The sequence below is a fragment of the Pseudomonas sp. RA_5y_Pfl1_P24 genome (genome assembly GCF_963970945.1).
In the GTDB taxonomy this organism is placed as follows: Bacteria; Pseudomonadota; Gammaproteobacteria; order Pseudomonadales; family Pseudomonadaceae; genus Aquipseudomonas; species Aquipseudomonas tritici.
The window spans coordinates 161,835-175,188 of sequence record NZ_CAXAOJ010000006.1; the positions used below are offsets into that span (position 1 = coordinate 161,835).

At 59.5% G+C, this 13,354-nt stretch carries 13 protein-coding genes and 4 pseudogenes; 7 read left to right on the top strand and 10 right to left on the bottom strand.

The window, feature by feature from the left end; genetic code table 11:
• Window positions 1-25: 25 nt before the first annotated feature.
• The 3 genes from AACY30_RS11775 to AACY30_RS11785 form a co-directional block, all read right to left on the bottom strand.
• The gene (locus AACY30_RS11775) at window positions 26-958 is read right to left on the bottom strand and encodes a 3-keto-5-aminohexanoate cleavage protein (RefSeq protein ID WP_339540357.1); all 933 of its coding nucleotides are present in this window, start codon (window positions 956-958) and stop codon (window positions 26-28) included.
• A 67-nt stretch (window positions 959-1,025) separates the two neighbouring features.
• Entirely contained in the window at window positions 1,026-1,814 is a 789-nt protein-coding gene (locus AACY30_RS11780) for an SDR family oxidoreductase (RefSeq protein ID WP_339471213.1), read from the bottom strand.
• A complete protein-coding gene (locus AACY30_RS11785) occupies window positions 1,811-2,533 on the bottom strand; it encodes a GntR family transcriptional regulator (RefSeq protein ID WP_339414925.1) in 723 nt (240 codons plus the stop codon). Before AACY30_RS11785 ends, AACY30_RS11780 begins: the two co-directional genes overlap by 4 nt.
• A 236-nt stretch (window positions 2,534-2,769) precedes the next feature.
• On the opposite strand from AACY30_RS11785, the gene AACY30_RS11790 reads away from it, so the two are divergent.
• Window positions 2,770-4,077 carry an MFS transporter gene (locus AACY30_RS11790; RefSeq protein ID WP_339540358.1) on the top strand — a complete coding sequence of 436 codons (1,308 nt, stop codon included), beginning with the start codon at window positions 2,770-2,772 and terminating at the stop codon, window positions 4,075-4,077.
• A 56-nt stretch (window positions 4,078-4,133) separates the two neighbouring features.
• Window positions 4,134-4,220, top strand: a pseudogene (locus tag AACY30_RS11795) (ABC transporter substrate-binding protein); the annotation flags it as partial.
• Here AACY30_RS11795 and AACY30_RS11800 read toward each other — a convergent pair.
• Window positions 4,212-4,331, bottom strand: a pseudogene (locus tag AACY30_RS11800) (LysR family transcriptional regulator); the annotation flags it as partial. The pseudogenes AACY30_RS11795 and AACY30_RS11800 overlap by 9 nt on opposite strands.
• A 181-nt stretch (window positions 4,332-4,512) precedes the next feature.
• Here AACY30_RS11800 and AACY30_RS11805 point away from each other — a divergent pair.
• Window positions 4,513-4,917, top strand: coding sequence for a ribbon-helix-helix domain-containing protein (locus tag AACY30_RS11805; protein WP_445261424.1), 405 nt, complete (start codon window positions 4,513-4,515; stop codon window positions 4,915-4,917).
• Window positions 4,914-5,231: a type II toxin-antitoxin system RelE/ParE family toxin gene (locus AACY30_RS11810; RefSeq protein WP_339540359.1), complete on the top strand. Its 318-nt coding sequence runs from the start codon at window positions 4,914-4,916 to the stop codon at window positions 5,229-5,231. Before AACY30_RS11805 ends, AACY30_RS11810 begins: the two co-directional genes overlap by 4 nt.
• Before the next feature lie 122 nt (window positions 5,232-5,353).
• Here AACY30_RS11810 and AACY30_RS27440 read toward each other — a convergent pair whose 3' ends face one another.
• Window positions 5,354-6,217, bottom strand: a complete 864-nt coding sequence (locus AACY30_RS27440) for a methyl-accepting chemotaxis protein (RefSeq protein WP_445261428.1) — start codon at window positions 6,215-6,217, stop codon at window positions 5,354-5,356.
• A pseudogene (locus AACY30_RS27445) lies at window positions 6,212-6,979 on the bottom strand (MCP four helix bundle domain-containing protein); the annotation flags it as partial. The pseudogene AACY30_RS27445 and the gene AACY30_RS27440, both read right to left, overlap by 6 nt.
• Window positions 6,980-7,117: 138 nt before the next feature.
• Between AACY30_RS27445 and AACY30_RS11820 the strand changes: the two are divergent.
• Window positions 7,118-7,417, top strand: a pseudogene (locus AACY30_RS11820) (LysR substrate-binding domain-containing protein); the annotation flags it as partial.
• A 55-nt stretch (window positions 7,418-7,472) separates the two neighbouring features.
• Here the strand turns inward: AACY30_RS11820 and AACY30_RS11825 are convergent.
• Window positions 7,473-7,727, bottom strand: coding sequence for a hypothetical protein (locus AACY30_RS11825; RefSeq protein ID WP_339540361.1), 255 nt, complete (start codon window positions 7,725-7,727; stop codon window positions 7,473-7,475).
• 280 nt (window positions 7,728-8,007) lie between these two features.
• Between AACY30_RS11825 and AACY30_RS11830 the strand changes: the two genes are divergently transcribed.
• Window positions 8,008-9,234 carry an MFS transporter gene (locus tag AACY30_RS11830; protein ID WP_339540362.1) on the top strand — a complete coding sequence of 409 codons (1,227 nt, stop codon included), beginning with the start codon at window positions 8,008-8,010 and terminating at the stop codon, window positions 9,232-9,234.
• Between the two features lie 76 nt (window positions 9,235-9,310).
• Here AACY30_RS11830 and deoC read toward each other — a convergent pair whose 3' ends face one another.
• The gene (gene deoC / locus AACY30_RS11835) at window positions 9,311-9,994 is read right to left on the bottom strand and encodes a deoxyribose-phosphate aldolase (RefSeq protein WP_339471221.1); all 684 of its coding nucleotides are present in this window, start codon (window positions 9,992-9,994) and stop codon (window positions 9,311-9,313) included.
• A 120-nt stretch (window positions 9,995-10,114) separates the two neighbouring features.
• Between deoC and deoR the strand changes: the two genes are divergently transcribed.
• Window positions 10,115-10,879: a DNA-binding transcriptional repressor DeoR gene (deoR, locus tag AACY30_RS11840; RefSeq protein WP_445261425.1), complete on the top strand. Its 765-nt coding sequence runs from the start codon at window positions 10,115-10,117 to the stop codon at window positions 10,877-10,879.
• A 20-nt stretch (window positions 10,880-10,899) separates the two neighbouring features.
• Here the strand turns inward: deoR and AACY30_RS11845 are convergent, their stop codons facing one another.
• Both AACY30_RS11845 and fucP read right to left on the bottom strand, forming a co-directional pair.
• A complete protein-coding gene (locus AACY30_RS11845) occupies window positions 10,900-11,973 on the bottom strand; it encodes an aldose 1-epimerase family protein (RefSeq protein ID WP_339540363.1) in 1,074 nt (357 codons plus the stop codon).
• Window positions 11,970-13,301 carry an L-fucose:H+ symporter permease gene (fucP, locus tag AACY30_RS11850; RefSeq protein ID WP_339540364.1) on the bottom strand — a complete coding sequence of 444 codons (1,332 nt, stop codon included), beginning with the start codon at window positions 13,299-13,301 and terminating at the stop codon, window positions 11,970-11,972. Before fucP ends, AACY30_RS11845 begins: the two co-directional genes overlap by 4 nt.
• Window positions 13,302-13,354 lie beyond the last annotated feature (53 nt).

Here is a 13,354-nt window from a genome sequence, read left to right on the forward strand (position 1 = left end):
CTTTGCCGCGGCCCTGTGTGTGTGTTTAGAAGTTGACCTGGTCGCGCCCCTTGAGCCCAAGGATTTCCCGCGCTTCGTCCGGCGTGGCGACGCGATGCCCCAGGGCTTCGATCACCGTACGAATGCGCCGTACCTGGTCGGCATTCGACGCCGCCAGTTTTCCCGGACCGTCCCACAGTGAATCTTCCAGGCCAACCCGCGCATTGCTGCCCATGGACAAGCCCATGGTCGCCAACGGAATCTGCCCACGTCCGGCGCCGAGGATCGACCACACGTAGTCATCGCCAAACAGGCGGTCGGCGGTACGTCGCATGTGCGCCAGATCTTCCGGGTGCCCGCCGATGCCACCGCGCAGGCCGAACACCGACTGGATAAACAAGGGTGGCTTGAGCAAGCCGCGCTCCAGGAAATGGGCAGCGGTGTAGAGGTGACCGATGTCGTAGCACTCGATCTCAAATCGGGTGCGGTTCTCGGCGCAGGCGTTGAGGATGTGAGTGATGTCGCGGAAGGTATTGCGGAAGATCCGGTCGTCACTTTCTTCCAGGTATGGCCTTTCCCAATCGTGCTTGAAGTCAGTAAAGCGGTTGAGCATTTCGTACAGCCCGAAGTTCATCGAGCCCATGTTCAGCGAGGCCAATTCCGGCTTGAACTGCATCACCGGTTGCAGGCGTTCTTCCACGCCCATGGTCGGTGCGCCACCCGTGGTGATGTTGATCACTACGTCGCTGGCGGCTTTGATTTGCGGCAGGAATTCGGCGAACAGTGCGGGGTCCTGGCTCGGACGGCCGTCGTTCGGGTCACGGGCATGCAGGTGAACAATCGCAGCGCCGGCTTCAGCGGCACCGATGGCGGCATCGGCAATTTCCTGCGCAGTAATCGGCAAATGCGGTGACATCGACGGCGTATGAATCGCGCCGGTGACAGCGCAGGTAATGATGACAGGACGTTTTTTGGACATGACGATTCTCCGACTTTTATTCTTATGAAAAAAATCCTGGGTACAGCGCGAGGTGTTCTTCCGTGACTTACAGGTACTCGACGTTACCGTCGACGCTGATCGCCTGGCCGGTCACGTTGCGCGCGGCGGGTGAACAGAGAAACAACGCCATGGCGGCCACGTCTTCGGCGGTGACCATGCGCTTGAGGGAAATCTTGTTGAGGTATTCCTGACGCATCTCGGCTTCGGGCACACCGACCTGCTCGGCACGGGCGCGGATCACGCCGTCCATGCGCGGGCCTTCGACGATGCCAGGCAGCAAGGCGTTGACGCGGATGTCGCTCTCGCCCAACTCCGAGGCCAGGGATTTCATCAAACCGACAATCGCCCATTTGGTCGCCGCATACGGGGTACGCCACGCGTAGCCCAAACGCCCCGCCACCGAGGCGATATGCAGCAGATGGCCGTGGGGCGACGCCTTGAGCATCGGTACCGCGTGGTGGGCAAAGCGGTATTGCGCGGTGAGATTGATGTTGATAGTGGCTTGCCACTCGGCGTCGCTGATCGCATCGATCCCGCCAGTAGGCCCGGCGATTCCGGCGTTGTTGACCAGCACATCGAGGCCGCCGAAATGCTCGTGCTGCACCTTGAACACCGCCTCGATCTGCGCGGCATCGCTGACGTCGGCACGGGTGGCGACCGTGCCAGGGTATTTGTCGCGAAACGCTGCCAGGGCGGGCTCGCTCACATCACACACATGCACCTGGGCACCGGCTTCGAGATAGGCCGCCGCCAGCACTTCACCAATGCCGGCAGCCCCACCGGAAATCAACACACGTAACCCAGGATAGGGCTGCAGCCGTTGTAGGACACTCATGCACGTTTACCTCCTGAAACAGACGACCGCGAACGGTCGTTCTTGACGAGCAGGCGCGCCAGGGAATCGGCGGCCTGCATGATGTCATCGGTCACCGCCGCGCGGGCACCGGCGCCATCACGGGCAGCCAGCGCTTCGACGATGCGCGTGTGCGCCTCCATCGAGCGTTGCAGGTGAGCTTTATCCGGGGCGACCAGCGCAAAGCACGGGCCCATGTGCAGCCAGAAGTTTTCCACGGCGGCCATGGTCAACTCGGCCTGGGCCACGGCATAGATACGCCGGTGAAACGCAAAGTTGGTCCACAGGTAGCGGGACACATCGACTTCGTCGGCGGCGTGCTGCATCTGTTGGCAGAGGTCGGTGATTTCGTCGAGGTCGGCTTTTTGCAGGAGCAGCACGGCCTTTTCGGCCAGTAAACCTTCCAGGGCGACCCGTGTATCACGAATTTCACGCAGACGTTCTACCGTCATCAGGCGTACGCGCAGACGGGAGGTTTCGGTGACTTCAAAGGCGTTTTCGGCGCTGAGGCGTTGCAGGGCTTCACGCACCGGCATCGGGCTGGAACCGAGGGCTTCGGCGAGGCCGCGGATGGTGAGTTTCTGGCCTGGCTGAAAACGGCCACTCATCAGCGCTTCGCGGATCTGGCGATAGACCTGGTCTTGCAAAGTATCGCGGGACACCTGGCGCAGGGTGGGCAGGAGGAGCGGACTGTCAGTCATGAGGCAAAACCTGTGTTGTCGTTCTTATGGGCCCAATATGTGATCACAAATCAAATATGTCAAATAGTTTCCCGGCTTCATAGGTGCGCTACGACATTTGGACTGCGCTGCGGATTGATAGCTAACAAACATCAACCCATCCAAATTTGTTACTTTTCATTTCTAAATGTGTCAGCCACTATCCTCGGTCATAGGCGAATCAAGCACTTTAAAAAGACCGCTGGAGACACAAAACCATGACTAGCCCTCACCGGCCCGAATCTGCCCAATCTAAAGTTGGCGCGGTTTTTCGCGTTACTTCGGGTAACTTCCTCGAACAGTTCGACTTCTTTCTGTTCGGTTTCTACGCCACTTACATTGCTGCCGCGTTCTTCCCTGCCGCTAATGAGTTTGCGTCATTAATGATGACCTTCGCCGTATTCGGCGCAGGCTTCCTGATGCGTCCGTTGGGCGCAATCATCCTGGGCGCCTACATCGATGACGTCGGGCGCCGCAAAGGGCTGATCGTGACCCTGTCGATCATGGCCAGCGGCACGCTGCTGATCGTGTTGGTGCCCGGTTATCACACCATTGGCCTGTGGGCACCTTTGTTGGTCTTGCTGGGCCGTTTGCTGCAAGGCTTCTCGGCCGGCGCGGAACTGGGCGGCGTGTCGGTGTACCTGTCCGAAATGGCAACGCCAGGACGCAAGGGTTTCTACACCAGCTGGCAGTCGGGCAGCCAACAGATCTCCATCGTGATCGCCGCCGCATTGGGTTATGGCCTGAACGTTTGGATGGAGCCCGCTGTGGTCGCCGATTGGGGCTGGCGCATTCCGTTCGCCATCGGCTGCGTGATCATCCCGTTCATCTTCATCCTGCGTCGCAACCTGCAGGAAACTGAAGAGTTCGCCAATCGCAAGCACCGTCCAACCCTGCGCGAAGTGCTGGCGACCCTGGTGAAGAACTGGACCGTGGTGATCTGTGGCATGCTGATGGTGGCCATGACCACGACGGCGTTCTACCTGATCACCGTGTACGCGCCGACGTTCGGCAAGACCGTGCTGCACCTGAGCACCTCCGATGCCCTGCTGGTGACCTTGTTGGTGGCGGTGTCGAACTTTATCTGGCTGCCGATCGGCGGCACCTTGAGCGACCGTTTCGGCCGCAAGCCGGTGCTGATCGCCATGACTGTATTGACCGTTCTGACGGCATATACAGCATTGTCCTACGTCGTGAACGCACCCAGCTTCGCGCACATGCTGGAAACCCTGCTGTGGTTCTCCTTCCTCTACGGCATGTACAACGGGGCCATGATCCCGGCCCTCACTGAAATCATGCCGGTGGAAGTGCGCGTGGCGGGTTTCTCCCTGGCCTATAGCCTGGCGACGGCGATTTTTGGTGGGTTCACCCCAGCGATCTCCACGTGGTTCATTCACATCACTGGCGATAAAGCGTCGCCCGCCTACTGGATGATGTTTGCTGCGGCGTGTGCGCTGTGCTCGACCCTGGCGCTGTATCGCCACGCCAACGCCCGTGGGCAGGTGATGCAAGAGGCTGCACAATGAAGCCACTGCTCAACACCTTGGCGGCGGTGGCTCTCAGCGCGATGGCGCTGACGGCCCAGGCCAAAGCGTTGCTTCAATATTTGTCATCGCCTCAGGCGCAACCCGTGGTGCAATCCACCGGACTGGACCCGGTGTCACGCTGACCGAAACGGCATCTCCCGCACCCACCGCTCCAACTCCAGCGCCGCTGGCGGCAAGGTCCGCCCGCGGCGTTTTATCAAGCCCACATTACGCAGCACCTGCGGCAATACCAGCCCGATCATCGTGGGCGCGTGGGCGCTACGTTGCAGGGGGACCGATGACTTTGCCGCTATCACCTTGCTACAAATATGAAGTCATACATATCAGTGGGTTATTGGGTTTCTGCGGCCACGCAATCGTTGAAATGGGTCAATACTTGAGACCTGACCTACACAACGGGAGACGCACACACTCATGGAAACCCATCACTTCTGGATAGACGACGAGTCGCCGGATATCGGCATCGATCAGTTGCTTCATGCATCACGTCAATGGTCCAGTAGGATTGAATCCTACCCAACCTCGGCGGACTTCCAAATGCGCTCGACCCAGCAAATGAGCATTACGTTGCCAATCGAAATGGCCGCCTTGGTCAAGGCCAAAGTCGCGGCGGGTGAATATGCCACCGAGAGCGAAGTGATTCGCGACGGCCTGCGGGCGATGCTGGCACGTGACCGTGCCATGGAAGACTGGCTGCGGGACGAGGTGATTCCTACGGCTGCCGCCCTCAAGGCCGAGCCCGACCGAGCATTGTCTGCTGAGCAGGTTCGCGAACATATGGCGACCAAGCGTCAGCGAAAAGACACGGGGAAAACGTGAGCTACACGGTCGTCTTTTCGCCTCAAGCCTTGGCGCAACTCGACGCCCTTGAAGACTGTGTCAGCGATGCCGCGTCCCCCTCTACTGCTGCGCGCTTTATCGACAATCTCATCGGCTACTGCGAAAGCCTTTCCCTGTTTCCCTTGCGTGGCACTTGCCGTGACGACCTGCTACCCGAGTTGCGCATCACTCACTGTCGACGCACCACCGTCATCGCGTGCATGGTAGGGCCCGATTCCGAAACGGTGTCGATACCGGGTGTGTTTTACGGTGGCAAAGACTACACGGCAATGTTGCAAAGCGATTGGGGTTAGCCCCGACAACAAGGGTGATCATTGTGTCGACCGGTCGAGGGAGTTATCTGCTGGCCGAAGGCGGGAGGAACCGGGTGTTGGAATGGGTGCCCGATACTCACACGCCTTCACCATAAATCGCGCTATAGCTGAAAACGCGCCACCGCCTCGCTCAACGAAACTGCCAACTGCGCCAGCTCGCGACTCGCCCCATTGATCTGCCCGGCGCCGGATGAGGACTGCGCAGACAAGTCGCGAATGTTGACGATGTTGCGGTCGACTTCCTTGGCAACCTGAGCCTGCTCTTCTGCGGCGCTGGCAATGACTAGGTTACGTTGGTGAATCTGGTCGATGGAGTCGGTGATCTGACTCAACGCGCCTCCCGCACCTTCAGCCATGGTCAAGGTAGCGGCAGCGCGCTGGGTACTGGACTGCATTGATGTCAACGCGTGGTCAGACCCCGTGCGCATCGCGGTCACCATCTGATCGATCTCCAGCGTCGACTGCTGCGTACGGTGTGCCAGTGCGCGCACTTCGTCAGCCACGACCGCAAAGCCACGTCCGGACTCACCGGCCCGCGCAGCCTCGATGGCGGCATTGAGGGCCAATAGGTTGGTCTGTTCAGCAATGGAGCGAATCACGTCGAGCACTTTGCCGATATCACGCGATTGTTCAGCGAGGGTCTGCACCAGCGTCGAGGTTTCACCAATATTTGTGCTCAGGGCCTGAATGGCGCTGACGGTTTCGCCGACACGGTGCTGGCCTTCGCGCGCCGTTTCATTGGAGAGGCGGGTGGACTCTGAGGTGGAAACCGCATTGCGCGCTACTTCATCCGCCGCCGAGGTCATCTCGTTGACGGCGGTGGCGGCTTGCTCTATTTCAGCGGTCTGCTTTTGCAGGCTGCGGCTGCTTTGATCAGTGATGCCATTCAGGTCGGTGGCGGACGATGCCATCTGCCCCGCCGACTGACGGATCAGTTGTAAGGTCCCGCGCAGGTTGGCTTGCATGGTCTTGAGTGCTACAAGCAGGCGGGTCACTTCGTCGTCACCGGTAACAGCCACCGTTTGGGTCAGGTCGCCATGGGCCACGTTTTCTGCAGCCCGCACCGCATGGCTCAGCGGGCCGACAATACTGCGCGTCAGCAACCACGCCAGCGCCACTGTGCTCAACGCCGCCAGGAGCACGAAGCCGAACACCATGGTGCGCGAACGACTGTACTGCGCCTCGGCCATCTGTCCCTGCTGGTTGATCTGCGCGTTGTAGTAGTCGGCCAGGGCATTGAGCTGCGCACCGGAGCCATCAATCACCGTTTTCATGTCCACCAGCAGCAGCTTGTTGAGTTCGGCGCCCTGCTGCTTGTCGGCAAGGACGAAAGATTGGGCCAGGCCTTGCTGGTACAAGCGCAGCGAAACCTGGAACTGGTCATAGAGCGAGCGTACCTCAGGGGTGTCGATCACCGCCTCGAGGTCAGCCAGCCTTTTGACCAGGTCCTGGCTGCGGGTGTCCATCTGGCTGCGGTATTGCGGAAGGCTTGCGGGATTCGGATCCAACGCCATGCGCAAAGAGATCGTACGAATGCGCAGCATGATTTCGCGAATGTCCGCCACCAACCGTATCTTGGGCACCAGCCCGCTCTCAACCTGCACCGCACTGGCACGGATGCTCGCCATGTTCGACAGCGCAAAAAAACCCAGCAGGGCCACGAGCAAGGCAATCAAGACAAAACCCAGACCCGCACGGCGGGCGATGGACAGGCTGCGAAGGGACATTTTCGGGAAGCTCTCTTATTTAGAAATACGATGTCGTATGAGAGAGTTTCGGCTCGCGATGGCAGGACTTTAGAGATGCTCAGGAAAGTACTAATGAATATTTCAGTCACTTTTCGAAAAGGATCAACGTAAACCCTGCTTGGCGGAATGCTGTCGCCGTTGACGATTTTCCGTGATCAACAAGGGTTTAGCGGACGGATCGTGGCGTCCTCTTCAAGCCTGGAAGAAGTGCGTCGGTTGGTGATTGCCGGGTTTGGCTTGGGCTGTTTGCCGATTCATGTGGTGGCAGAGGATGTGAAGAACGGGCTGCTGTGGCGGCTGCCGCCGGATGAGGGGATCGCGGACGTGGATATTCATTTGCTGTGGAATCGGGAACAGAAGATGAGTCGGGCGGAAACGGTGTTTATCGAGAGCCTGTCAGAACGGCTTGGGCGATGACTGAGGCCCGGTAGCCGATTCGACTACCGGGCCCTTCCTATCTAGCGGGAGTGACTTAGCTTGCGCGCTCCTTGTTCGCTTGAGACAGAACCGAGGCGGCAAGCGCTTTGGTATCTTCGCTGTATTTATCGCTGCCCAGCACCTTTCCAGCTTTCTTCTCCATCTCTGCACTCGTCTGCTTGTCGGTGCCTTTTTGGGCTAAAGCTGAAGCGGCGAGGCTTTTGGCAATGGTTGAGGCGCTTTGGCTGTTGAGCACTTCCGCCGCCAACGTCGCGATCTTGCCGGTGGTTTCTTTCGTATTTTTGTTCACGATGCAGTTCCTTTGCGGTTGGAGGCGCCCGATCTCGAGCGCTACCACAAAGTAATAAGTTGCCGGGAGTACCGCAATGCGCTGCTCGTAGGCAGCATTTTGAAAGCCTGTACGAAAGGTGCATTGAACGTGTAGTGCGTGCTAGAGCGTCGTATCGATTGCACTGATGATTACTATCGAAACGAGCGCCTGCCCGATTTTCAACACTGATTCCTATAATCGCGTCCAAATTACCTCCCCCTCGCCTGGCTTCAGGCGACGCTCATCCTGGAACCCAACCATGCCAAGTGCCAGCCAGGCCCCTCGCGACCTTCCCGAACATAATCAACAAAGTGTCAAACAGCAGTGGTTGGCAATTCTCTCGGTTGCCGTGGGCGCGTTCGCCTTGGTCACCAGTGAGTTTCTGCCCGTGGGCGTGCTCAACGACGTCGCCAGCGACCTCGGCATCACTGCCGGCCACGCAGGCCTGATGGTCACCCTGCCTGGCATCATGGCCGCCCTCGCCGCCCCCCTGCTGTCGGTGATCATTGGCACCATGGACCGTCGCTATCTGCTGATCGGCCTGACGTTGGTCATGATTATCGCCAACTCAGTCGTGGCCTTCGCCAGTGACTTCAGCCTGCTGCTGTTCGGCCGCGTCTTGCTGGGTATCAGCATCGGCGGTTTCTGGGCGACGGCCATTGCCCTCAGCGGCCGCCTGGCCCCCAAGGGTGTGGGCGTAGCGAAAGCCACATCGATCATCATGATGGGGGTAACACTGGCCACCGTACTGGGCGTGCCCGTAGGGACCTGGCTCAGCGGCCTGATGGGCTGGCGCATGACCTTCCTGGTCACCGCGCTGTTGGGCATACCGGTGGTCCTGGCGCAGGTCTTCCTGCTACCCCGGCTCAACCCGGAAAAGGCCATTCAAGTCAGTGACCTGCCGGCGTTGTTTATCAACCCACGGGCTCGGGTCGGACTGATCGCCGTATTGCTGATCGGCCTGGCGCACTTTGCCGCGTATACCTATGTCGCACCTTTCTTCAAAAACAGCTCCGGCTTCGATGGCCCGACGATTGGCTCGCTGCTGCTGATGTTTGGTGTGGCAGGAGTCGCGGGTAACATTTTCGCCGGCTTCGCCGCCAACCGCAGCGTGCGCTACACCCTGCTGCTGGTCGCGCTGATGATCGGCACCAGCACCGCGCTGTTCCCCCACTTCGCCACCGGTTTGACCGGCGCAGCGATGCTCATTGCGCTCTGGGGTTTCGCCTTTGGCGCCTTCCCGGCCTGCGCCAGTATCTGGATGTTTGTGGTCGCGCCCAAGGATGTGGAACGCGGCATGCCGCTGTTCGTCGCCTTGTTCCAGGTGATCATTGCCTTGGGCTCGTTCTTTGGCGGGCGGATCGTCGATCAGATGGGCAGTTCAGTGTTGTTAAGCCTGGCTACGGCGTTGGTGGGATGTGGGTTTGTCACAGTGTTGGTGCTGGGGCGTGATGTGAGTAACAGCCTGGCGGCCCAACCTGCCTGACAGACCAGTCCCCATTAAAAAGCCTGCTGAGCATTGAGTTCAGCAGGCTTTTTCAATGGCCGGGTACAAAACGAATTCAGTAACCCGCCGCATCCTCGAGCTTGCCACTGACAATGCTCACCCCCGAGCTTGTGCCCAGGCGGGTGGCGCCGGCTTCGATCATGCCGACTGCAGTCGCATAGTCGCGCACCCCACCCGACGCCTTGACCCCCATCTGCGGGCCGACGACGCGGCGCATCAGGGCGATGTCTTCAGCGGTGGCGCCACCGCGGCTGAAGCCCGTCGACGTCTTGACGAAAGCCACGCCCAATTCACGGCAGATTTCGCAGGCCCGGATCTTTTGCTCCTCGTCCAACAGGCAGGTTTCGAGAATCACTTTCAGCGGCACCGCACCACAAGCTTGATGCACGGCGGCGATATCGTCGCGCACTGTATCCAGGCGCCCTTCGCGCAGTGCGCCGATATTGAGCACCATATCGATCTCTCCCGCGCCCACGGCAATTGCCTGTTGGGCTTCGAAGGCTTTACTCTCGCTCAGCCCCGCACCCAATGGGAACCCGATCACTGCGCAGACTTTAACCTTCTGCCCTGCAAGCAATTGAGCGGCAAAAGGCACCTGGCCCGAGTTCACGCACACGGAATAGAACCCATATTCCTGCGCTTCTTTGCATAACGCTGCAATTTGCTCCCGCGTCGCGTCGGGCGCCAGTAAGGTGTGATCGATAAACGGTGCAAGTGCTGCGGGTGTGATTGAGGTCATGACATCCGTTCCTGGTGAAGGGGCACGATGGGCGAATGTGTTAGAAGACGCGCCCAGCAAATGTTAATATAATACCAATAAATGATGTAATTACAACATAACTGGCCGATCGGAATACCTGTGGAAAGCAAACAATCAGAACGCATCAAACTGATCCAACAAGCCCTGCAGGACCAAAAGGCGATCCATCTGCGGGAGATGGCCGCGTTGCTGGAAGTCTCGGAAATGACCCTGCGCCGGGATCTCAACCGCTACCCGGACAAGTTCCATTTACTCGGCGGGCATATCACGCTCGCATTCGACCCGGAAGGCGCGCCCGACTACAAAGTCACGGAGCAAGGCACTCGGCATGTGGAAGAGAAACGCCGCATCGGCAAGCTCGCGGCCGCGGTTATCAAGCGCGGCGACACGGTATTCTTCGACTGCGGTACCACGGTGCCCTTTGTGATTGATTTCATCCCCGATGAACTTGAGTTCACCGCGGTTTGCAACTCGCTCAACGTGTTGCTCAAGCTGCAGCAAAAACCCAACTGCACGATCGTCCTCTGTGGCGGCACCTTCCATCGCAAGAACCAAGTGTTCGACCATGCCAACGAGAGCAGCATCCTCGACAACGTGCGCTTGACCTGGGCATTCATCTCGGCCGCAGGCGTCAGCGAAACCTTCGGCGTGACCTGCTTCAACTTCAATGAAGTGGCGGTGAAACAGAAGGTCTTGCGCCAGGCCCAGCACCGCATGCTGCTGGCCGACCACAGCAAGTTCGACGTCGTGCGCACCGCGCATTTCGCCACCCTGGAACAATTCAACGTGGTGGTCTCCGATAAGAAGTTGCCCAAACCATACCGTGAGCTGATCACGCAATACGGCGCGCAATGGGTGGTGTGAACCTCCCTCGCCACGCCTCATCAGCCGCCCAATTCATCCCGTAGGCGACAACGCTCCTCAGCCGACAAATAGCCGGTGCTCACGCTGAACAGCGCACGTTGCCCGCCGGCCAATGAGCGCACATTGCCTTTGTTTTTTTCCGCCAGGTAGCCCTCGGGTTCGCAGGTAGAGGGCAAGACGAATGCGGCGACACCTTGGTCGGCGTTATGCAGGATCCAGCGGGTGGCATGGGAGAACTGATCGGGCCGATAGCGGGTGTAAAACGCCGAACCTTCGGGATGGTCCAGTAGAAAATGCGCATGACCTGCAGCATCGCCGGGCACCTCTTCGAAGAAACAGACAATTTCCGGATCATGCAGCGCGGGGCTGTCCAGGGTGCTCAAGCGCAAGGGGTCCTGGCTCAACTCAGCCATATAGGCCGACCACTCGGGAGTTGGCTTGACGTGGGCCGGCACGCTGCTGCGAACCCGGACACGGGCGCCGGCCAAGGGCTCGACCAGGCTGGCGCCGGGAATGTAGGCGTAGTTCATGTGGGCCATATACATCAGTTCCATGGCCTTGCCCGCAAGATTGGTGACCGCCATGCCGATATCAAATACCCCCGAGCCGACACGCAGGGTCAGCGTGGGTGTGGCCCGATAGTGGTCGCCAAACCCCTGCACATACTCGTAGTCCCCACCTAGGCGCAGGTACAGGCCAGCCGCGTCTTCCCCCACTTCCAGCCAGGCGGCGTCCATCGGCGCGCAGGGCATTTCGCCGTGCAGCGGGTGGTCATCGGCCGGGGCCGGGCAACCATTGCGCAGCAGCCCGGCGTGGAACATAAAACAGCCGTAGGTGCCGATCACCGTCGAACTGGGCTTGGGCTGGCGAAACATATTGCGCATGGTCAGCTCGCAACCGTCGAAGGTCGCGGACCAGATCATCTGCCCCTGGTAAGGCAAGGCCACCACGCGGCCGCGGGCATTTTCCAACGCCAGCGCCTTGACCCCACTGGGGTAGGTCCAGGCCAGCACGCGAAAATCGGCCGATTGCAGCAGGGTCTTTTCGACGCCGCTGAACTGCTCGGGAGACAAGGCCAGCGTAAAGGTTTTCATGAGGCCACCACAGCGCCAGCCCGAGGCTGCGCGGCGCGACTGTGACGCATGCAGGAATAGGCGTAGGCCACAATCACCACAAAACACAGCAGGGGCACGCTGTACGCCAGCTGCATATTGCCGTGAGTGGCATCTGACAACAGGCCTTGGAAGACCGGAATCACCCCGCCGCCGACGATGCTCATCACCAGCAGAGAACCGCCGACACTGGTGTCTTCGCCCAGCCCTTCAATCGTCAGGCCATAAATGGTCGGCCAGCACGGCCCGAGAAAAATGCTCACCGCGACCGCTGCATACACCGCGCTGATATTCGGTACCAGGATGGTGTAGGCGAGCAAGGCAATTGTCAGCACGCCGTAGATGGCGAGGACCTTGGCAGGGTGCAGCTTGCGCATCAACAGATTGGCGATCATCTTGCCGACGAAATAAGCGGCAAAGGTCGTCAGCAGGAACCATGACGCGCTGCGCTCGTTCATCCCGCCCATCTGCATCGCCAGGCGAATGGTGAAGCTCCAAACACCCACCTGGGCACCCACATACAGAAACTGCGCCAGCACGCCGAAGGTAAAGCGCGGATTACGCGACAGGCGCGCCAGGCTCTGGCCGAGGCTGGGCTTTTTCACATCAGCCTTGACGTTGCCCCGGCACGCGGGGAAGCGGGTGATGGCGATGAGGATAAACATCAGCACCAGCACCGCGATCATCCACTTGTACGGCAGCAGGGTCGACTGGATCATTTCCAACTGTTGGATAGCCGCCTCAGAGGCGCTCATCTGGGTCAGTTGTTCGTGGGTCGCATCGGTGTCCTTGAACATCACGAAGCTGCCGACATACACCCCGGCCATGGCGCCGAACGGGTGGAAGGTCTGCGAGATGTTCAGGCGGCGGGTGCCGGTCTCCCGCGGGCCCATCAAGGTCGAGTAGGTGTTGCAGGCGGTTTCGAGAAACGAAAGCCCGCACGCGATCACAAACAGCGCCATCAGGAACATGCCGTAGGTGGCGCTGGATGCCGCAGGAAAGAACAGCGCGCAGCCCGCCATGTAGAGCATCAAACCCACCAGAATCGTGCTTTTATAACCGAAGCGACGGACCACCAAGGCCGCCGGAATCGCGACGAAAAAGTAGCCCAGGTAAAACGCCGACTGCACAAACGCGGTCTGGAAATCGCTGAGCAAAAAGGCTTTCTTGAAATGCGCGATCAGCACGTCATTCATGCTGGCCGCCGCCGCCCACAGGGCGAAAATACTGCACAGCAGCAAAAACGCGAACCAGGGCGTGCGATTGAGATAAAAACCATCGGCAGTTTGTTGGAGCGGGACTTTTGTCATTGTTATTCTCCGTGGGGTATACGGCGCGTCAGCCATACAGGGATGGCCGACAT

Coding starts and splice junctions, on each gene's coding strand:
- fucP (WP_339540364.1), bottom strand. CDS start 13,301: ATGACAAAAGTCCCGCTCCAACAAACTGCCGATGGTTTTTATCTCAAT.
- AACY30_RS11830 (WP_339540362.1), top strand. CDS start 8,008: ATGCCAAGTGCCAGCCAGGCCCCTCGCGACCTTCCCGAACATAATCAA.
- AACY30_RS11780 (WP_339471213.1), bottom strand. CDS start 1,814: ATGAGTGTCCTACAACGGCTGCAGCCCTATCCTGGGTTACGTGTGTTG.
- deoC (WP_339471221.1), bottom strand. CDS start 9,994: ATGACCTCAATCACACCCGCAGCACTTGCACCGTTTATCGATCACACC.
- AACY30_RS11845 (WP_339540363.1), bottom strand. CDS start 11,973: ATGAAAACCTTTACGCTGGCCTTGTCTCCCGAGCAGTTCAGCGGCGTC.
- AACY30_RS11775 (WP_339540357.1), bottom strand. CDS start 958: ATGTCCAAAAAACGTCCTGTCATCATTACCTGCGCTGTCACCGGCGCG.
- AACY30_RS27440 (WP_445261428.1), bottom strand. CDS start 6,217: ATGCAAGCCAACCTGCGCGGGACCTTACAACTGATCCGTCAGTCGGCG.
- AACY30_RS11785 (WP_339414925.1), bottom strand. CDS start 2,533: ATGACTGACAGTCCGCTCCTCCTGCCCACCCTGCGCCAGGTGTCCCGC.
- AACY30_RS11790 (WP_339540358.1), top strand. CDS start 2,770: ATGACTAGCCCTCACCGGCCCGAATCTGCCCAATCTAAAGTTGGCGCG.
- AACY30_RS11805 (WP_445261424.1), top strand. CDS start 4,513: ATGGAAACCCATCACTTCTGGATAGACGACGAGTCGCCGGATATCGGC.